This is a genomic window from Planococcus sp. APC 3906, assembly GCF_030407685.1.
In the GTDB taxonomy this organism is placed as follows: domain Bacteria; phylum Bacillota; class Bacilli; order Bacillales_A; family Planococcaceae; genus Planococcus; species Planococcus koreensis.
This window is the reverse complement of record NZ_JASDCW010000023.1, coordinates 25,656-45,771: the sequence shown is the minus strand read 5'-3', so window position 1 is coordinate 45,771 and position 20,116 is coordinate 25,656. Positions and strand designations below refer to the sequence as shown.

At 49.3% G+C, this 20,116-nt stretch carries 20 protein-coding genes; 19 read left to right on the top strand and 1 reads right to left on the bottom strand.

Features of this window, described 5'->3' with window-relative positions:
- Window positions 1-15: 15 nt before the first annotated feature.
- From mnmG to QMA09_RS13020, 10 genes are all read left to right on the top strand, one after another.
- Window positions 16-1,905, top strand: a complete 1,890-nt coding sequence (mnmG, locus tag QMA09_RS13065) for a tRNA uridine-5-carboxymethylaminomethyl(34) synthesis enzyme MnmG (protein ID WP_135500503.1) — start codon at window positions 16-18, stop codon at window positions 1,903-1,905.
- Window positions 1,906-1,986: 81 nt separating this feature from the next.
- Entirely contained in the window at window positions 1,987-2,700 is a 714-nt protein-coding gene (rsmG, locus tag QMA09_RS13060) for a 16S rRNA (guanine(527)-N(7))-methyltransferase RsmG (protein ID WP_290213420.1), read from the top strand.
- Between the two features lie 113 nt (window positions 2,701-2,813).
- Window positions 2,814-3,707, top strand: coding sequence for a nucleoid occlusion protein (gene noc, locus QMA09_RS13055; RefSeq protein ID WP_290213419.1), 894 nt, complete (start codon window positions 2,814-2,816; stop codon window positions 3,705-3,707).
- 173 nt (window positions 3,708-3,880) lie between these two features.
- Window positions 3,881-4,642 (top strand): ParA family protein, encoded by a 762-nt coding sequence (locus tag QMA09_RS13050; protein ID WP_135500506.1) that lies wholly within the window; start codon window positions 3,881-3,883, stop codon window positions 4,640-4,642.
- Window positions 4,635-5,468: a ParB/RepB/Spo0J family partition protein gene (locus QMA09_RS13045; RefSeq protein WP_290213418.1), complete on the top strand. Its 834-nt coding sequence runs from the start codon at window positions 4,635-4,637 to the stop codon at window positions 5,466-5,468. The genes QMA09_RS13050 and QMA09_RS13045 overlap by 8 nt, the downstream gene beginning before the upstream one ends.
- Window positions 5,469-5,547: 79 nt before the next feature.
- Window positions 5,548-6,261, top strand: coding sequence for a DUF554 domain-containing protein (locus tag QMA09_RS13040; protein WP_290213417.1), 714 nt, complete (start codon window positions 5,548-5,550; stop codon window positions 6,259-6,261).
- 23 nt (window positions 6,262-6,284) lie between these two features.
- Window positions 6,285-7,193, top strand: coding sequence for a mechanosensitive ion channel family protein (locus QMA09_RS13035; RefSeq protein WP_290213416.1), 909 nt, complete (start codon window positions 6,285-6,287; stop codon window positions 7,191-7,193).
- A gap of 15 nt (window positions 7,194-7,208) precedes the next feature.
- Window positions 7,209-7,409: a DUF951 domain-containing protein gene (locus tag QMA09_RS13030; protein WP_290213415.1), complete on the top strand. Its 201-nt coding sequence runs from the start codon at window positions 7,209-7,211 to the stop codon at window positions 7,407-7,409.
- 123 nt (window positions 7,410-7,532) lie between these two features.
- A complete protein-coding gene (gene ychF, locus QMA09_RS13025) occupies window positions 7,533-8,633 on the top strand; it encodes a redox-regulated ATPase YchF (RefSeq protein ID WP_290213427.1) in 1,101 nt (366 codons plus the stop codon).
- 171 nt (window positions 8,634-8,804) lie between these two features.
- Window positions 8,805-9,191: a gamma-glutamylcyclotransferase family protein gene (locus QMA09_RS13020; protein WP_290213414.1), complete on the top strand. Its 387-nt coding sequence runs from the start codon at window positions 8,805-8,807 to the stop codon at window positions 9,189-9,191.
- A 428-nt stretch (window positions 9,192-9,619) separates the two neighbouring features.
- On the opposite strand, the gene QMA09_RS13015 is transcribed toward QMA09_RS13020, so the two are convergent.
- Entirely contained in the window at window positions 9,620-10,180 is a 561-nt protein-coding gene (locus tag QMA09_RS13015; RefSeq protein WP_290213413.1) for a DUF3267 domain-containing protein, read from the bottom strand.
- Between the two features lie 175 nt (window positions 10,181-10,355).
- Between QMA09_RS13015 and rpsF the strand changes: the two genes are divergently transcribed.
- The 9 genes from rpsF to yycF all read left to right on the top strand — a co-directional run bounded on the left by rpsF (window position 10,356) and on the right by yycF (window position 20,116).
- Complete coding sequence (gene rpsF, locus QMA09_RS13010) at window positions 10,356-10,643, top strand: 30S ribosomal protein S6 (RefSeq protein ID WP_290213412.1); 288 nt, start codon at window positions 10,356-10,358, stop codon at window positions 10,641-10,643.
- A 51-nt stretch (window positions 10,644-10,694) separates the two neighbouring features.
- Entirely contained in the window at window positions 10,695-11,189 is a 495-nt protein-coding gene (gene ssb / locus QMA09_RS13005) for a single-stranded DNA-binding protein (RefSeq protein WP_135500513.1), read from the top strand.
- A 51-nt stretch (window positions 11,190-11,240) separates the two neighbouring features.
- Complete coding sequence (gene rpsR / locus QMA09_RS13000; RefSeq protein ID WP_006830564.1) at window positions 11,241-11,477, top strand: 30S ribosomal protein S18; 237 nt, start codon at window positions 11,241-11,243, stop codon at window positions 11,475-11,477.
- A gap of 844 nt (window positions 11,478-12,321) precedes the next feature.
- Window positions 12,322-13,272: a YybS family protein gene (locus QMA09_RS12995; protein WP_290213411.1), complete on the top strand. Its 951-nt coding sequence runs from the start codon at window positions 12,322-12,324 to the stop codon at window positions 13,270-13,272.
- Window positions 13,273-13,285: 13 nt separating this feature from the next.
- Window positions 13,286-15,262 (top strand): DHH family phosphoesterase, encoded by a 1,977-nt coding sequence (locus tag QMA09_RS12990; RefSeq protein WP_290213410.1) that lies wholly within the window; start codon window positions 13,286-13,288, stop codon window positions 15,260-15,262.
- Window positions 15,259-15,708 (top strand): 50S ribosomal protein L9, encoded by a 450-nt coding sequence (gene rplI / locus QMA09_RS12985; RefSeq protein ID WP_135500516.1) that lies wholly within the window; start codon window positions 15,259-15,261, stop codon window positions 15,706-15,708. Before QMA09_RS12990 ends, rplI begins: the two co-directional genes overlap by 4 nt.
- 13 nt (window positions 15,709-15,721) lie before the next feature.
- Window positions 15,722-17,077 carry a replicative DNA helicase gene (gene dnaB, locus QMA09_RS12980; protein WP_135500517.1) on the top strand — a complete coding sequence of 452 codons (1,356 nt, stop codon included), beginning with the start codon at window positions 15,722-15,724 and terminating at the stop codon, window positions 17,075-17,077.
- Between the two features lie 132 nt (window positions 17,078-17,209).
- Window positions 17,210-18,496: an adenylosuccinate synthase gene (locus QMA09_RS12975; RefSeq protein WP_290213409.1), complete on the top strand. Its 1,287-nt coding sequence runs from the start codon at window positions 17,210-17,212 to the stop codon at window positions 18,494-18,496.
- Between the two features lie 912 nt (window positions 18,497-19,408).
- On the top strand, window positions 19,409-20,116 hold the full coding sequence (yycF, locus tag QMA09_RS12970; RefSeq protein WP_135500520.1) for a response regulator YycF: 708 nt from the start codon (window positions 19,409-19,411) through the stop codon (window positions 20,114-20,116).

Sequence of the window (20,116 nt, the reverse complement as noted above, 5' to 3'; positions counted from 1 at the left end):
AGGGAATGAACGGACATGCCACAATACGAAGCAGGCACGTTCGATGTCATCGTCGTAGGCGCTGGCCACGCAGGAGCAGAAGCTGCTCTTGCATCAGCACGGATGGGCGCAAAAACGCTCGTTTTGACGATGAATCTGGATATGATCGCATTCATGCCTTGCAACCCGTCAATCGGCGGACCAGCAAAAGGCATCGTAGTACGCGAAATTGACGCACTTGGCGGAGCCATGGGGCGCGTTATCGATAAAACACACATTCAAATGAGAATGTTGAATACCGCAAAAGGGCCGGCAGTGCGCGCTTTGCGTGCACAAGCCGATAAAGTGCTTTACCAGCAGGAAATGAAGCGGTTGATGGAAGAAGAGCCGAATTTGTCGCTCCACCAGGGCATTGCGGAAGAATTGATCGTTGAAGACGGCAAAGTCCAAGGCTTGATCACACAGGTAGGCGGCATTTACCGCGCCAAATCCGTGGTCATTACGACCGGGACGTTCCTGCGCGGAGAAATCATCATCGGGGATCTGCGTTATTCAAGTGGACCGAACAACCAGCAGCCGTCGATCAAGCTGGCGGAAAACCTGGAAGCGCTCGGTTTTGAAACCGTCCGTTTCAAAACAGGGACGCCGCCGCGCGTCAACAGCAATTCGATCGACTACAGCAAGACGGAAATCCAGCCGGGCGATGATGTGCCGCGTGCATTCAGCTATGAAACGACGGAATTCATCATGGACCAGCTGCCTTGCTGGCTGACGTATACCAATGAAAAAACCCATCAGATCATCGATGACAATCTGCATTTATCGCCGATGTATTCCGGTATGATCAAAGGGACGGGACCGCGTTATTGCCCGTCCATCGAAGACAAAGTGGTGCGTTTCAACGACAAACCGCGCCACCAGATTTTCTTGGAGCCGGAAGGCCGCAATACGCGCGAGGTTTACGTACAAGGGCTTTCGACAAGTTTGCCTGAACACGTCCAGCGCCAATTGCTGGAATCGATCCCAGGGCTTGAGAAGGCCGAAATGATGCGTGCTGGCTATGCGATTGAATATGATTCCATCGTACCGACGCAATTATGGCCGACGCTCGAGTCAAAACAGCTTGAAAATCTTTACACGGCAGGGCAGATCAACGGCACGTCAGGCTACGAAGAAGCAGCAGGGCAAGGCTTGATGGCCGGCATCAACGCGGCAGCGAAAGTGTTGGGCAAAGAAGAAGTCATCTTGAGCCGTTCAGACGCTTATATCGGCGTCCTGATCGACGATCTGGTGACAAAAGGCACGAACGAACCGTATCGTTTATTGACATCGCGTGCGGAATACCGCTTATTGCTGCGTCATGACAATGCGGATATGCGTTTGACGGAACTCGGTTTCAACATCGGCATGGTCTCAGCGGAACGCTACGCGCGTTTCATCGCGAAAAAAGAGCGCATTGAAGAAGAAATCAAGCGTTTACGAGCGATCATGATCAAACCGACCGAAGCCACCCAGCAAGCAATACGGGATGCAGGCGGCAGTGAGCTGAAAGACGGCATCCGTGGAGCAGATCTGTTGAAACGCCCGGAAATGACCTATGATATGATTTCACAATTGACTGCTTCCGAAGTGGAGCTGGAAGACGAAGTGAAAGAACAGGTCGAAATCCACATCAAATACGAAGGCTACATCGAAAAATCGCTGCAGCAAGTGGATAAGCTGAAGAAAATGGAAAACAAAAAAATTCCGGAAAACATCGATTACCACGCGATTTCCGGGATTGCGACCGAGGCCCGCGGCAAGCTGACGGAAGTACGGCCGCTGTCGATTGCACAGGCTTCCCGCATCTCCGGCGTGAACCCTGCTGACATTTCGATCCTTTTGGTGTATATTGAACAAGGAAGAATTGCGAAAATACCCAGTTAAGTTAAACCGATAAAATGTGGGCTGGTTTGCGCCAGCCCATTTTTACATAGAAAATAGAACGGAAGAGGGAGGGAAGAGCGCATGAACGAACAACAATTCAAAGACGCCCTCAGCGAAAAAGGAATTCAACTCACGGACGGACAATTGGCTCAATTCCAAACATATTTCAAAGAATTGGTCGAGTGGAACGAAAAGATGAACTTGACCGCAATCACGGATCAGCCTTCTGTTTACTTGAAGCATTTCTACGATTCGATTACGGCCGCTTTCTACTTGGATTTCACGAAGTCGATGAAATTATGTGACGTCGGAGCGGGTGCCGGATTCCCGAGCATTCCACTGAAAATTTGTTTCCCGCATATTGAAGTGACAATTGTCGATTCATTGAATAAACGGATTCAATTCCTGACGCATTTGAGCGACAAGCTGAATTTGTCCGGCGTGCGCTTTGTCCATGCCCGAGCGGAGGATTTTGGCCAGTCGGAACACCGGGAAAAATACGATTTGGTGACTGCTCGAGCGGTTGCCCGCTTGTCGGTGCTGGCAGAATTATGCGTGCCGCTTGTGAAAAACGGCGGATTATTCGCAGCAATGAAAGCTGCCTCGGCACCGGATGAACTGGCAGACGCAAAAAATGCGTTGGAAAAGCTAGGCGTCAAAAACGAGAACGTATATTCGTTTAAATTGCCGGTTGAAGAAAGTGAACGCTATATCCAAGTGTTCCGCAAATTCAAAGCAACACCGAAGAAATATCCGCGCAAACCGGGAATGCCGAACAAATCACCCATTGCTTAAGCAACAGAGGCCAGAGAACGTTATTGTTTCACGTGGAACATTGACATAAAGGGTTCGAGTCACGGAATAGCGAATACTATGCAAGTGAGCTTTTTAAAAGGTGGTGCTTGAGGATGAAAAGTCCTTTCTCCCGTTTCTTCGGGGGCAGCGATAAAGCAAATGAACCAACAGAACAAGTGAATGAACAAGCGGAAGTCCAAGAGGCGGCAGAAAGTTCCGAGGAAGTTGTTAAACTTCCTCGGGATAAAATTAGCGCCAATAAATTCCAGCCGCGGACCGTCTTTGATGAAGCAAAAATCGAAGAGCTGGCCCGCACCATCCATATGCACGGCGTCATCCAGCCGATTGTCGTACGCCTTGCTGAAACAGGGGAAACGGGCGATCCGCATTATGAAATCATCGCAGGGGAGCGGCGTTTCCGCGCCATGTCTTCGCTTGGCTGGGACGAAGTGCCGGCCATTGTCCGCAATTTGAGCGACAAGGAAACAGCTTCTATTGCGTTGATCGAAAATTTGCAGCGGGAAGAGCTGACGTCGATCGAAGAGGCGAATGCTTATCAAAACCTGCTGGAACTCCACGGCATCACACAAGAAGCGCTTGCCCAGCGCCTTGGCAAAGGGCAGTCGACTGTCGCTAATAAATTAAGGCTGCTGAAGTTGCCGGCGGACATCCAGCAGGCCTTGCTGGACCGCAAGCTGATGGAACGCCATGCGCGTGCGCTGCTGAAAGTGAAAGATGCTGACATGCAGAAAAAGCTCTTTGATGAAACATTGGAAGAGAACTTGAATGTGAAGCAGCTTGAACTGAAAGTGGAGAAGCTCTTGTCGACCGAGCCGAAAAAGGCAAAGCCGAGGCGCAAAGCGTTCAGCCGTGATGTGCGCATTGCCGTCAACACCATCAAGCAATCGTTGACGATGGTGTCAAAAAGCGGCATCGATGTATCCACGGAAGAAGAAGAGCACGATGAATATTACCAGATTACGGTGAAAATCCCGAAGAAAAAATGACGAAAAGCTCTTTCCCTAGGCGGAAAGAGCTTTTTTAATGTGAATGTAACCATAATTTGTACATGGATTTGCTACAATAGATAAAGATATATCATTATTTTATGTGTTATAGATGGTATTAACACGGAGTGCGCAGTAAAATGAGAGAAGTATGAAAGAAAGTTGGTGCAAGTGTGGGTAGAATTATTGCGATCGCCAATCAAAAAGGCGGCGTAGGAAAAACGACATCTTCAGTGAATTTGAGTGCCTGCCTTGCTTATTTGGGCAAAAAGGTCCTTTTAATAGATATTGATCCGCAAGGGAACGCCACCAGCGGAGTAGGTGTCAACAAAGGTGATGTAGATCAATGTATTTACGAAGTGCTCATCGATGATGTGGACGTGAAAGACACGATCATGGAGACGAAAGTGGAAAACCTCCATGTTGTGCCTGCCACCATTTCACTGGCAGGAGCGGAAATTGAACTGGTTTCGACGATGTCGCGCGAAGTCCGGCTGAAGACCGCTTTGCAGGAAGTCAAAGAAATGTACGATTATATCATTATCGACTGTCCGCCATCTTTGGGCTTATTGACGATCAACTCGTTGACAGCTTCTGATGCGATCGTGATTCCGGTTCAATGCGAGTATTATGCATTAGAAGGATTGAGCCAGCTGCTGAGCACAGTGCGTTTGGTGCAAAAGCATTTAAATCACGACTTGGAAATCGACGGTGTGTTATTGACAATGCTCGACGCCCGTACGAATTTGGGGCTGCAGGTGATTGAAGAAGTGAAAAAATATTTCCAGGATAAAGTATACCGGACGATCATTCCGCGGAACATCCGTTTGAGCGAAGCACCGAGCCACGGCGAACCGATTATTATTTATGATCCAAAATCCAGGGGCGCAGAAGTCTACTTAGATCTAGCAAGGGAAGTGATTCGTAATGGCTAAAGGATTAGGAAAAGGGATTAACGCGTTATTCCCGGGCGAATCATTGAGCGAGACAGAAAAGATTACCCAGCTGAGCATCGGCCAATTGCGCACGAACCCTTACCAGCCGCGCAAAGTTTTTGATGACACGGCGTTGCAGGAATTGTCGGAATCGATCAAAGAACACGGCATCCTTCAGCCTGTGGTGGTCCGCAAAAAAGGCAATAACTTTGAGTTGGTAGTAGGGGAGAGGCGTTTCCGTGCGGCTAAACTCGCGAAATTGGAAGAAATTCCAGCGATCATCAAAGAGTTGAATGACCAGCAAATGATGGAACTTGCTATTCTGGAAAACCTTCAGCGTGAGGATTTGACGCCGATCGAAGAAGCGGAAGCTTACCAGAAGCTGATGGAGGCATTGAGCTTGACGCAGGAACAGCTTGCGTTCCGCCTCGGAAAAAGCCGTCCGCACATCGCCAACCATGTCCGCTTATTGGCTTTGCCGGAAAAAGTTCGTGAGATGATCTCGGACAAGAAGCTGACAATGGGCCATGGCCGCACACTGCTCGGTCTCCGTTCCAAGAAGCTGATTCCGGATACTGCGGAAAAAGTGGTGAAGGAAGGTTTGAACGTCCGCCAATTGGAAAATCTTGTGCAGCGTTTGAACGAAGATGTTCCACGTGAAACAATTGAGAAGAAGAAAGATCTGTTCATCGAAGAAAAGCAATCTGAATTGAGAGACCGCTTCGGGACGAGTGTCCAAATCAAAAAAACAAAAAATAAAGGGAAAATCGAAATCGAATTTTTCTCTGAAGAAGACCTGGAACGCATCCTTGAACTCCTAAACTAAGACGCGCCTATTCCTCAAAAGGGAATAGGCTCTGCTATGCAAAGAACAGGAAAGCGCAGGCGGAAGGGGAAATGAACAGATGGTTCTCTTAGGGACATTGATTAATGCTGTGCTCATTGTAGCCGGTACGTTAATCGGGCGGGCACTTCGCAATATTCCTGAAAAGATGAAGGAAACGGTATTGTACGTGATCGGTTTAGCGGTTGTCGTACTGGGTTTGCAGATGGGGATCCAAAGCGAGAATTTCGTGGTGGTCATCATCAGCCTCGTATTCGGTGCAGTGATCGGTGAATGGATCGATTTGGATAAGAAATTGAATAGTTTCGGCTATTGGATCGAAGTGAAGATGGGCGCAAAAGAAAGCAAAGGCAGCATTGCGCAAGGGTTTGTGACGGCAACGCTGATATTCGTCATTGGCGCAATGGGCATTATCGGTGCGCTTGAAAGCGGCTTGGCGAATGAACATGGCGTGCTGATCTCGAAAGGGTTGATTGATGGATTCACTTCCATCATCCTGGCTTCGACGCTTGGCATCGGTGTATTGCTGGCTGCGATTCCGGTATTTGTTTACCAGGGGCTGATTGCGCTATTCGCTACACAGATCAGCTTGCTGATTCCGGAAGCAGCGCTCGACATGTTCATCACGGAAATGTCGGCGACCGGCGGCGTCATGATTGTCGCCATCGGCTTGAATTTGATGGGCGTCACAAAAATGCGCGTTGCTAATTTATTGCCAGGGGTATTGGTTGTTGCGATCATTGTCACGGTCATGTTTAAGCTGAATTTGGGTTAAATGTAAGTTAGGAAGGTGTAATAATGAGTGCAAAAGCAATGGCAGATGTAGAACAGGTAGCAGAACAAGGAAAGAAATTATTATTGGATGAAGAAATGTGGCTGAGCATCGCTTTTGTCGGTGTGAAAGTGGTTTTGATCATCCTCTTGGCATGGATTGTCGTAAAGGTTGCCAAGGCGTTAATCCGGAAAACATTTGCGGTGCGCATCAAAGGGCCGCTGAAATACAACGAACGGCGCCAACAGACGATGTCGAAATTGCTGGAAAATGTCGTCGCTTATGTGGTGTACTTTATGGCCATCATTGCGGTGCTGTCGGCGTTCACCATTGACATTACCGGTTTGATCGCCGGGGCCGGGGTGCTCGGGCTGGCCATCGGTTTTGGCGCACAGAATTTGGTGCGCGACATCATCACCGGGTTTTTCATCATTTTCGAAGACCAGTTTTCGGTCGGCGATTATGTCCGCATCGGCCAGGCCGAAGGGACCGTCGAAGAAATCGGGCTCCGGACGACGAAAGTCAAAGGCTTTACTGGGGAGTTGTTCATTTTCCCGAATGGCAATGTAACGGATGTCGTGAATTTCTCCATCCACAATTCCATTGCGGTGGTCGACATCAACATTTCGTACGAGTCGGATATGGCGAAAGTCGAACAGCTGATCCAGGAATTCCTTGAGGACGTTCAGGATAAATACGAACAAATCATCAAGCCGCCCGAATTGCTGGGCGTGCAGAACTTAACGACGACGGAAGTGGTCATGCGCATCATTGCGGAAACCTTGCCGATGCAGCATTTCGCCGTCTCGCGTGGACTGCGCCGCGACTTGAAGGAATACCTCGACAAACAAGGCGTGGAAATTCCCTACCCGCGGATGGTCATGGTGCAGCGTTCGCCAGAAGACACCAATCCGTCGGTCATTGCCAAAAAGTAAGAGGGAGGCCAAGTCATGGAAATGAAAGAATTTGGTTTGAACGACGTCGTTGAAATGAAAAAAGGGCATCCGTGCGGGGCGAATGCCTGGAAAATCATCCGGATGGGTGCGGACATCCGCATCAAATGCGAAGGCTGCCAGCACAGTGTCATGATTCCGCGCGTTGAATTCAATAAAAAGATGAAACGGGTGCTGGTCAAGGCTGAGCAGGAATAGAATTATACTTAAATAGTATATTTGTATAAGTTTGGAAAAATGGACAGATTTGATTTTCATTCCTATAATAGAATGGTTGCAAAAAAATAATTCGTTTTTAAAAGAAGAGAGGTTGTGAATCCTATGGCATTGACTGCAGGGATTGTAGGATTACCAAACGTGGGGAAATCCACATTATTTAACGCTATTACAAAAGCGGGGGCTGAAGCAGCCAATTACCCGTTCTGTACGATAGATCCGAACGTCGGGATTGTAGAAGTTCCGGACGAGCGCTTAGACAAATTGACGGAATTGGTTGATCCGAAGAAAACGGTTCCTACCGCTTTCGAATTCACAGATATTGCGGGCATCGTGAAAGGCGCAAGCAAAGGGGAAGGTCTTGGAAATAAATTCCTTTCTCATATCCGTGAAGTGGATGCAATCTGCCAGGTTGTCCGTTGCTTCGCCGACGACAACGTCACGCACGTATCCGGCAAAGTGGATCCGATTTCCGATATCGAAGTCATCAACTTGGAATTGATCCTTGCGGACATGGAAAGCATCGAAAAACGCATTGCGCGCGCTGCCAAACTTGTAAAGCAAAGAGACAAAGATGCAGTTGCCGAAGAGCCGGTTCTGATGAAGTTGCGCGAAGCATTCGAGGATGGCCAAATGGCCCGTTCGATCGACTTTACGGAAGACGAGCTGCGCATCGCGAAAAACCTGAACTTGCTGACGCTTAAGCCGATGCTTTATGTAGCGAACGTAGCGGAAGATGAAATCGCGGAAGCGGACAACAATGAATATGTGCAGCAAGTACGCGATTACGCGGCACAACAGAATGCAGAAGTAATCGTGATCTGTGCGAAGATCGAGGAAGAAATGGCTGAATTGGACGAAGAGGAGAAAGCGATGTTCCTTGAAGAACTGGGCATCAAAGAATCCGGTCTGGATCAATTGGTCAAAGCATCTTACAGCTTGCTCGGGCTTGCTACTTACTTTACTGCCGGTGTGCAGGAAGTGCGTGCATGGACATTTAAAAAAGGTATGAAAGCACCACAATGTGCCGGCGTCATCCATTCCGATTTCGAACGCGGCTTTATCCGCGCCGAGACCGTAGCTTATGAAGACCTTGTTGAAGCAGGTTCGATGGCGGCTGCAAAAGAAGCCGGCAAAGTGCGCCAAGAAGGCAAAGAATACATCGTTAAAGACGGCGACGTCATGCTTTTCCGTTTTAACGTTTAAGCCAAAAGCTTTAAACTTTAAAAAATTTTTCAGGTACCAGGTTTAGAAACCGCCCTGAACGGCAATTAACATTTCAGAGCTATCATACAAGACAATGCATCACGCCACGGAACATTATGAAAGGGACCGAATGCCTTAGCGCTCGGTCTTTTTAAATTAGGAGGATCAGAAATGCTTTTGTTCGTATATGGAACATTGAAAGAAGGCGGGAAATATCATTGCTATTTGGGTGAAGCCGCTTTAGTCGCAGAACACGCCATGGCAAAAGGGACGCTTTATGATACTGGGATGGGCTATCCGGCAATGGTCAAAACGGAGCAAGGAGAAATCCAGGGGCAGGTTTATGACATTCCGGAAGAGCTATGGCCGGCCATAGACGATCTCGAAGGGTATGCTGCACAAGCAGAAACGGACCTTTTCGATAAACAGACGGCTGAGGTATTCGTGAACGGTGAAGTGATGGAAACCATCGTGTACGTGGCGAATGCAAAAGGCTTATTGAAAGAAAAAGTCGAGTCGGGCATCTGGGATGTCCGGGTTGCACAGGAACAAATGTAAATCAGAAAAGCACCGGAGGATTTATTCTCCGGTGCTTTTTTTGAGCTTGTTGAGAAAGGTAAATCATTTTTCTGATGAAGCTGATATTCCGCAAAACAGCCCCGCTTTCCTGCGGGCTTGCGCCGAACTAACTCGTGCTAGCGCCCGAGTGGATTTCGGCACTGCGCTACCCCGCGGGAGTCGGAACTGTTTTGCTCCATATCTGGAGAACGCGAAAGAAACTGCAGAAAGTGTATCTTTCGTGTTCTTCAGTAAAAGAAATACCTCGCTAATAAGAAATACCTTTGAATGAAAGTGAAGCCAGGTCCCCGAGTAACGCACTTGCATGTATCTGCATCGCTCCGCTAGTTTGGAGATGTGCAAGTGCGTTGAAGCGAAATACAAAACAAATATAAATTTTTCGACAGCCTGTAAAAGCACCGGAGGATTTATTCTCCGGTGCTTTTTTCGTTCGGGTTGTCGGCGTAGACCCGTAGGCGCGGCAGCTTGGGGTCGTCAAGGACCCAGCTGTCAGCGCGCTCTTGCAGCAGCGCCCGGTACATATGGAAATCGCCATAGGCACCCGCAGCGAGCATGGCGCCCAATAGCATGAGTGTCTGGCTTTCGAGCCAAAAGCCGAACGCTGCCGGTATGGCTGCGGTCATCCAAAATGGCAGCAAAAGAGCCTTTTTCATGGCTTTGATTGGAATCGCTCGGCTTGTGGTGGCGTACGCGATGCCCATATCCAAGTCGAATCCGTAATCGAGCGATGAGATCGGCGTTTTGCCGAATACAACGAAGCCGATCAAATGGAATAATTCATGCAGCACGATCAGTGCAGCGTAGCCTGCCGTGAAGAACAAGACTGCCCACCAGGAAAAACCGAACGACAGCGGCTCTGCGAAGAAATGATAGGCAGCGGCAAAAATCACCACGAGCAGGACGTTCGCCCACAGCGCTTTCGGTGCGATTTCCCTGATATCCAATTCAATGATGCGGACTGGTTCCACTCCATCACTTCCTTTGGGCATTTGCCTAAAGTATAGCGCAAGCGGCAGTGAAAAACATGCTTGCGGCGGCTATCCAAACGTGGTACAATACATTGATGTGAGTAATAATATGAATTGCTTGCTCCTTGCCCGCTGGAAACAGCAGGGCCCAAGTCCATGAGGAGGTGACAACACGATGAGAGAATATGAATTAATGTATATCATTCAGCCTGCAATTGAAGAGGAAGCTAAAAAAGCTCTAGTTGAGCGTTTTAACGACATCCTAACTTCAAACGGCGCTGAAATCATCGAGTCGAAAGAGTGGGGTAAACGTCGTTTAGCTTACGAAATCAACGATTTGCGTGAAGGTTTCTACCAGATCGTAAAAGTAAACGCTGGTTCTGAAGCTATCAACGAATACACACGTCTTGCGAACATTAACGAAGACATTATCCGTCATATCGCTGTACGCAAAGACGTATAAGCAAAAGACGGCAGCCTTAAAAATATTGACTTAAAAGGAGGTTGAATTCTGATGATTAACCGAGTTGTTTTAGTCGGAAGACTGACAAAAGATCCAGACCTTCGCTACACTCCAAGCGGTGCGGCAGTTGCCCGTTTTACACTTGCTGTAAACCGGACATTCTCCAATGCGCAGGGTGAGAAGGAAACTGATTTTATCAATTGTACTGTTTGGCGCAAACAAGCTGAAAACACAGCGAATTTCCTGAAAAAAGGAAGCTTGGCTGGCGTAGAAGGCCGCATTCAAACTGGAAGCTACGAGGGGCAGGACGGAAAGCGCGTTTATACGACGGAAGTCGTTGCAGACAGCGTCCAATTCCTGGAACCGAAAAGTTCTGGAGCTGGTGCAGACCGTTCACAAGGACAACAGCCGTCCTATCAACAGAACCAATCGCCAAGCCCAAGTCAGCAAAACCCAAGCCAACAAAACTATACACGCGTAGACCAGGATCCGTTCTCAAGCGGCAGCGGCCCGATCGAAGTATCGGACGACGATCTGCCCTTCTAATGAACGCTGGAACTAGCGGCTAAAATCCAACAAAAAAGGAGGTAATTCGATATGGCACCACGTCGCGGAGGCAAAAAGCGTAAAAAGGTTTGTTATTTTACGTCAAACAACATCACGCACATCGATTATAAAGATACTGACCTATTGAAGAAATTTATTTCTGAAAGAGGAAAAATCTTGCCACGTCGTGTTACAGGCACTAGCGCTAAATGGCAACGTAAGTTGACAATCGCTATCAAACGCTCACGTATCATGGCACTTCTACCATTCGTAGCTGAAGAAAGATAATTTTCGAAAAGACCGGGAAACCGGTCTTTTTTTTGTTTGTGAGAAATTTTTCAAACTCCTTTTCATTGCGCTTCAGGCAGACGCTTTCCGCGGGCCTAGCTTCAGTCTCCTCGTCGCTGCGCTCCTGCGGGGCCTTCAGCTTAGGTCGCTTCGCTGCTCCCGCTGGAGTCGCTGCCTTCCGCTTCATTCAAAGGGGATTTTTATTAGTAAACCAGTTCTTTGATCAAAGAACTTCAAGACAGTGATAACTGCGGTTTCTCTGTGATTCTATTTGGTTTTTGAGAGAAGGTTCTTCCATTAACAAGCGCTATTTCTTTGTTAACAGGCATTATCTTGAATTTAACATGCACTGGCAGAGAATCAACAAGCGTTGTCCGAATTTTAACCGGCAGTAGTTAAATGGCATCACTTTGTTCCAAGTTCAATAGCCCAATATGAAAAGCCGTTCGCTTCGGCGAACGGCTCCTTTAATTGAAAGGGCGCATTCCGCCATTGGCGAAATGCTATCAAGGACCTTTCTTAATAGAGAACTACTTCTATGATTAAGAGATGGAAAGGTACACTTTCTTCTGTTTCTTCAACTACTCCAGATATGGAGCAAAACAGCGGAGACGCCTGCGGGAAAGCGAGACAGCCGAGACCCCGGAAGGAGCGTGAGCGACTGAGGAGGCTTGGCGCTCGCCCGTGGCAAGCGCAGCTGTTTTGCGGAATATCGTCATTTGTTTTCATGACGCTGTAAGTGGCTGTGCCCAGTTGCCAGCATCCCGTTCTTTTGTTCAGGTTCCTTAATCATGATACAATTACAAGGATGAAATAAACCCGAAAGAAGGGGACACTCACACGAATGCAAAATCAACAAACAAGAAAACTTACAAATGGCGCGATGATGGCCGCAGTGTTTACAGTGCTGTTGGCGATCTCGGTTTATGTGCCTCTTTTAAATGTCGTTACGACGCTCTTTTTGGCGCTGCCGATTGCCTGGTACAGCGCGAAGTATGATTGGAAGGCTTCTGCACTTTTTGCTGCGGTGTGCCTGTTTTTGGCATTCATCATCGGCGGCTTGCTGTCGTTGCCGCTGGCGTTGATTCATGTGCCGCTCGGTTTGGTGATCGGCTTGTCGATTTATTACGGCAAGAGCAAGCTTTTCATGTTCATGGGTTCGGGCATTGTGCTGTTAATGTCCGTGATGCTGCAGTATTTGGCGTCGATTTGGCTATTTGGCATTAATTTGATTGAAGAAATGATGACGGCGATCGAGACGTCGTATGCACAGACGAGCGCGATGATGGAACGGTTCGGCGCGCCGAATGAAGATTACGATGAGTTTATCAGCCAGATCATGTTCTCGTTCGAGACTTTATTGCCGGCGCTGCTTGTGCTGTCGGTATTCCTTGTCACATGGATCTTGTTGTTGATCCTCCTGCCGATATTGAAGCGGCTGGGCACGGACGTTCCAAGATTTCCGCCTTTTCGGGATATGAAATTGCCGAAAAGTGTATTATGGTATTATTTAATCGTTTTGCTCGTCCCGCTGCTGTCTGATTTGCAGCCGGGGAGCATGCCCTATATGATATTCATCAACGCATCTGTCGTGCTGCAATTCCTGATGTTCCTTCAGGGCGTTTCGTTCTACCATTTCTACATCCATCAAGAAGGATGGCCGAAATGGGTGACGGTCCTCGTGAGCATTCTGGCTTTTCCGCTGCTGTCGTTTACGAGCATCGTCGGGATCGTCGATCTTGGATTCGATATCCGGGGCTGGGTGAAACGGGCACACGAGTTTAAAGGAAAATGAGGAGCTGAAACGAATGTCGGCTTTTTTTAGACAAAGAAAACTTCGGTATCCGCTCTTGGCGCTGCTCCTTTTAGGAGCGGCCGCAATCGTTTTGATCACCCTCTGGTCCGAATGGGCCGCCGGCATTTTTACGTTATTGTTCGGCCTGGCTTTCACTGCTGCCTGGGTGACCGAAAAACGGGTATATGAAGAAACTGAAAAACACATAGAGACCTTGTCCTACCGGATGAAAAAGGTCGGAGAAGAAGCGCTCCTCGAGATGCCGATCGGGATTTTGCTGGTCAATGAGAGTTTCGACATTGAATGGGCGAATCCGTATATGACCTCGACTTTGGAATACGATACGCTGATCGGCGAATCGCTTTACAGCTTGTCCGATGAATTCCATACTTTGGTGAAATCGGATGAAATAAAAGACATGACCATCACGCTTGGCGAACGGAAGTACCGGGTTTATTACCGTGCGGATGATCGGTTGTTCTATTTGTTCGACATTACCGAGCAAGTGGAAATCGAGACGCTGTATTACGCAGACCGCACCGTTATCGGCATCTTGTTCATCGATAATTACGATGAGTTGTCGCAAGGCATGGATGATCAGACGCGGAGCAATTTGAATAGCCTGGTCACGTCGCTGGTCAACGAATGGGGCGCGAACCACGGCATTTTCGTCAAACGGATTTCGTCGGACCGCTTTCTTGCCGTGTTCAATGAATCGATTTTGAAAGACCTTGAGCTGTCGAAATTCGCGATTCTCGATGACCTGCGCGAAGTGACGTCGAAAGACAATCTCGCCTTGACTTTGAGCATCGGCGTCGGCGCCGGTTCGGCCTCGCTGGTCGAGCTCGGCAGCATGGCGCAGTCCGGCCTGGACCTGGTCCTCGGCCGCGGCGGCGACCAAGTGGCGATCAAGCACCCAAGCGGGAAAGTGAAGTTTTACGGCGGCAAGACGAATCCCGTGGAAAAACGCACCCGTGTGCGCGCACGCGTCATTTCGCATGCGCTGCGCGACTTGATCCAGGAAAGCGACCAAGTTTTTGTCATGGGCCATAAAATGCCCGATATGGATGCGATCGGCGCAGCTGTCGGCGTAGCCAAAATGGCTGCGATGAATAAAGTCCAAGGGCGCATCGTCCTTGACTTTAATGAATACGACCGCAGCGTCATGCGCTTGATGGAAGAAATCGAAGGGGACGACGAGTTGTTCGAACGTTTTATCACGCCGGAAGAAGCATTGGCGGATATGACCGAGAACTCGCTGCTTGTCGTCGTCGATACGCATAAGCCGTCGATGGTCATCGATGAGCGGCTGCTCCAGCGCATGGAGCGCGTCGTGCTGATCGATCACCACCGCAGAGGCGAGGAATTCATTACCAATACGCTGCTCGTTTACATGGAGCCGTACGCATCGTCTACGGCGGAGCTGGTGACTGAATTGCTGGAATACCAGCCGAAGCACGAGAAATTATCGATGCTGGAAGCGACGGCGATGCTTGCGGGCATCATCGTTGATACCAAGAGCTTTACGCTGCGGACCGGTTCGCGGACCTTTGAAGCGGCATCGTATTTGCGCTCGAACGGCGCGGACACGGTATTGGTCCAGCGTTTGCTGAAAGAAGATTTGGAAACGTATATGGAACGCGCGAAAATCGTCGAGACCGTGGAATTCGTCGCGAACGGCATCGCGATTGCCAGAGGCGAAGCGGGCAAAATCTACAGCCCGGTGCTGATCGCCCAAACCGCGGATATTCTGCTGACGATGAAAGACGTCAATGCATCGTTTGTCGTCGCGGAGCGCGCAGAAGGCGGCATCGGCATTTCAGCCCGTTCGCTGGGTGAAGTCAACGTCCAGATCGTTATGGAAAACATGGGCGGCGGCGGCCATTTGACGAATGCCGCGACCCAAATGCCGGATGCGACGCTGGATAAAGCGATTGCCCAATTAAAACAAGTGATAATGGAACAATACGAGGGAGGCCAAACAGAATGAAAGTGATATTTTTAAAAGACGTTAAAGGCAAAGGCAAAAAAGGGGAAGTCAAAAACGTGGCGGACGGCTACGCACACAACTTCCTATTGAAGAATAATTACGCCATCGAAGCGAATACGGCGGCAGTCAGCAAATTGGACGGCCAGAAGAAAAAAGAGCAAAAAGAAGCTGCGGCTGAATTGGAAGAAGCGCAAAAGCTGAAAGCGACATTAGAAGGCTTGACGATCGAATTGACGGCTAAATCAGGCGAAGGCGGCCGTTTATTCGGTTCGATCACGACGAAGCAAGTGGCCAAGGAACTTGAAAAAACACACGGCATCAAATTGGACAAACGCAAAATGGAATTGGACGATGCCATCCGCGCGCTCGGCTACACGAACGTTCCGGTTAAAGTGCATCCAGATGTTGTCGCTACGCTTCGAGTCCACGTAACAGAAGAAGCGTAAGGTGATGAACCCGATGAACGAAGCAATAGATCGCGTCCCGCCGCATAACCACGAAGCCGAGCAATCGGTCATCGGCGCCATTTTCCTGGAACCGCAGGCGCTGATTACGGTAGCGGAGATCGTGAATCCTGAGGATTTCTATCGCATTGCACACCAGAAAATCTTCGACACGATGATCAATTTGTCCGATCACGGCAAAGCGATTGACGTGGTGACGGTGACAGAGGAATTGTCGGTCAAAAAAGAACTGGAAGACGTCGGCGGCTTGTCGTATTTGGCGGAAATCGCCAATGCGGTACCGACCGCGGCGAACGTCGTGCATTATGCGCGCATCGTCGAAGAAAAAGCGCTGCTCCGCCGCTTGATCCGTGTGGCGACAACGATTGTCGAAGACGGTTTCACGCGCGAAGACGAAGTGGAAACACTTCTCGCAGAAGCGGAAAAAAAGATGATGGAAGTATCGAGCCGCAAAAATGCCGGTGACTTTACCCACATCAAGGACGTTTTGGTCAGCACGTATGACAATATTGAATTGCTGCATACCCGCAAAGGCGATGTCACCGGAATCCCGACCGGCTTCCGCGACCTCGACAAAGTCACTGCCGGTTTCCAGCGCAACGACTTGATCATCGTGGCTGCACGTCCATCTGTCGGTAAGACGGCATTCGCGCTGAATGTCGCACAGAACGTCGCAACAAAGACCGACGAGAACGTCGCCATCTTCAGTTTGGAGATGGGCGCTGAACAGCTTGTCATGCGTATGCTGTGCGCAGAAGGCAATATCGATGCGCAAGTGCTCCGTACAGGGGCTTTGCAGACGGAAGACTGGCGCAAACTGACGATGGCCATGGGCAGTTTATCGAATGCCGGCATCTTCATTGATGACACGCCGGGCATCCGGGTCAACGACATCCGTGCCAAATGCCGCCGCTTGAAACAGGAGTATGGCCTTGGCATGATCATGATCGATTACTTGCAGTTGATCCAAGGGCCTGGACGCTCCGGCGAAAACCGCCAGCAGGAAGTATCCGATATTTCCCGTTCCTTGAAAGGGCTGGCGCGTGAACTTGAAGTGCCGGTCATCGCATTGTCGCAGCTGTCCCGTGGAGTGGAGCAGCGGCAGGACAAGCGGCCGATGATGTCGGATTTGCGTGAATCGGGATCGATTGAGCAGGATGCCGATATCGTTTCCTTCCTGTACCGGGAAGATTATTACGACAAGGAAACCGAAGACCAGAACATGATTGAAATCATCATCGCCAAACAGCGTAACGGCCCGACCGGTACGGTGAAATTGGCTTTCGTCAAAGAATACAATAAATTCGTCACCATCGACTGGAGCCAGCACGAATCCGGCGGAGACTTTTAAACACGAACGATTAATGTGAAGACACATTAATATGTTCGTGTTTTCTTCTGTTTAGGATTGACGAAGGGCGATTTCGTTGGTACAATGAAGACTGTTTGAAACAAGGGCATAAGCCTAACGGAGGTGCGGACGATGACATCAGTCGTAGTAGTAGGAACGCAATGGGGAGACGAAGGAAAAGGGAAAATCACTGATTTTCTATCTGAACACGCAGAAGTGATTGCGCGTTACCAAGGCGGAAATAACGCAGGGCATACCATCATTTTCGGCGGAGACACATATAAATTGCATTTGATTCCATCCGGGATTTTCTATAAAGACAAGATTTCCGTTATCGGCAACGGCATGGTCGTTGACCCGAAAGCGCTTGTCAAAGAATTAAAAGGCCTTCACGAGCGTGGCGTCACAACGGAAAACTTGCGCATTTCAAACCGCGCACACGTTTTATTGCCATACCACATCAAGCAGGACGAAGTGGAAGAAGCACGCCGTGGAGCAAATAAAATCGGAACAACGGGCAAAGGCATCGGCCCTGCTTATATGGACAAAGCAGCGCGTGTCGGAATTCGCATGGCGGATTTGCTGGACCATGTGGTGTTCGAAGAAAAACTGCGCATGAACTTGATCGAGAAAAACCGCCTGTTCGAGAAATTCTACGAAACAGAAGGATTCACGGTTGAAGAAATCATGGAAGAGTATTTTGCATACGGCCAGGAAATTGCGAAATACGTAACCGACACATCAAAAGTGCTCAACGACGCCATCGACCACGGCCGCCGTGTGTTGTTTGAAGGCGCACAAGGCGTCATGCTCGATATCGATCAAGGTACATACCCATTCGTTACCTCTTCGAACCCGGTAGCGGGCGGCGTGACAATCGGAGCCGGCGTAGGGCCGACAACGATCCAGCACGTCATCGGCGTCTGCAAAGCATACACATCGCGTGTCGGCGACGGACCGTTCCCGACCGAATTGTTCGACGAAGTCGGCAACCGCATCCGCGAAGTCGGCAAAGAATACGGCACGACAACAGGCCGCCCGCGCCGCATCGGCTGGTTCGACAGCGTTGTCGTCCGCCACGCGAGACGCGTCAGCGGATTGACGGACCTGACAGTCAACTCGATCGACGTATTGAGCGGACTGGACACGGTGAAAATCTGTACAGCTTACCGCCACAACGGCGAATTGATCACAGAATACCCGGCGAACCTGCGCATGCTCGCTGAATGCGAACCGGTCTACGAAGAGCTTCCGGGCTGGTCTGAAGACGTAACAAGCTGCAAATCATTGGATGAACTTCCTGCCAACGCGCGCCATTACCTTGAGCGCATCGCACAATTGACAGGCGTCCAGATTTCCATCTTCTCCGTCGGGCCTGACCGCAACCAAACAAACATCGTCACAAGCGTGTGGCGTTAATTAGTAAGAGTTGAGTTTGGATTTTATAAGACTCGATATTCCGCAAAACAGCTGCGCGTCCGCGGGGCTCGCGCCGAACTAACTCGGGCTCTGGCCCGAGTGGATTTCGACACTTCGCTTAGCCCGCAGGAGTCTCCGCTGTTTTGCTCCATATCGTGGGATATTTCAATGACGGCGTGTTAAGGGAATAGGCAAGAAAATGGCCAAAATAAAGTAGGGAAGGTGTTCTACCCGTCTTTTAATGAGAGCCATGTCTTAAGCGAAATATACGTCTCAAATTTTTTGTTTAACATATATAACCAAAAGAGCTGAAACGGCATCGTTTCAGCTCTTTCGCTTTAAGGAGCCGTTCACCGAGGTGAACGGCTTTTCATATTCCGCCTTTGAACTTAGAATATGGATGGCACTAGTTAGCTAGTGCCGGTTAAATTCGAGCAATGCCTTATGATTCTCTAATAGTGCATGTTAAATTCAAGCTCGTGCCTGATAACGTGGAAATAACGACTGTTAACTGAAGAGGCTCCTGACAGAATCCAGACAAGATTTCCGGAAAACTGCAGAATTGGTCTTCAAGGTTTTGAACAAGGAACTGATTCGCTATTAGGCAATCCCCTTTGAATGGAGTGGAAGGCAGCGACTCCAGCGGGAATAGCCTAAGCTGAAGGCCCCGCAGGAGCGCAGCGACGAGGAGACTGAAGCTAGGCCCGCGGAAAGCGTCTGCCTGAAGCGCAATGAAAAGAGTGAACAGCGCCAATCATATTTTATAATTTCACACGCATTATTTCCCGGGAAATAACCGCCGGGGAATGAGAGATGCGAAACCTTTAAAACAGTGATAAAGTAAGGGTAGAAAAGAATGCATAGCGGAGGGAATTCCATACACAAAAGTAGGAATACGAAGGGGAGAGAATGATGAATAAGACGATTTTGGTTGTAGATGATGAAAAGCCGATTGCGGATATTCTGCAGTTTAATTTAAAAAAAGAAGGTTTTAATGTCGTGTGTGCGTACGATGGCGACGAAGCGGTCAAACTGGCGGAAGAATTGCAGCCGGATTTGATGTTATTGGATATCATGCTGCCGAACCGCGACGGCATGGAAGTATGCCGTGAGATCCGCAAGAAGTTCGATTTCCCGATCATCATGCTGACGGCTAAGGATTCGGAGATCGATAAAGTCTTAGGCCTTGAGCTCGGAGCGGATGATTACGTCACGAAACCGTTCTCGACGCGCGAATTGATTGCGCGGGTCAAAGCGAATTTGCGCCGCCAGAACGTCGTACCGCCCGATGAAACCGGACCTAACTCGAACGACATCGAAGTCGGCGTGCTGACGATTCAACCGGACGCTTATCTGGTCCAGAAACGCGATGAGACGATCGAGTTGACGCACCGTGAATTTGAATTGCTGCATTACCTTGGCAAGCACATCGGCCAAGTGATGACGCGTGAACATTTGCTGCAGACGGTATGGGGATATGATTATTTCGGAGATGTCCGCACAGTGGATGTCACCATCCGCCGCCTGCGCGAAAAAATCGAAGATAATCCGAGCCACCCGGCCTGGATCGTAACCCGCAGAGGAGTAGGCTATTACTTGCGGAATCCTGAACAGGAGTAG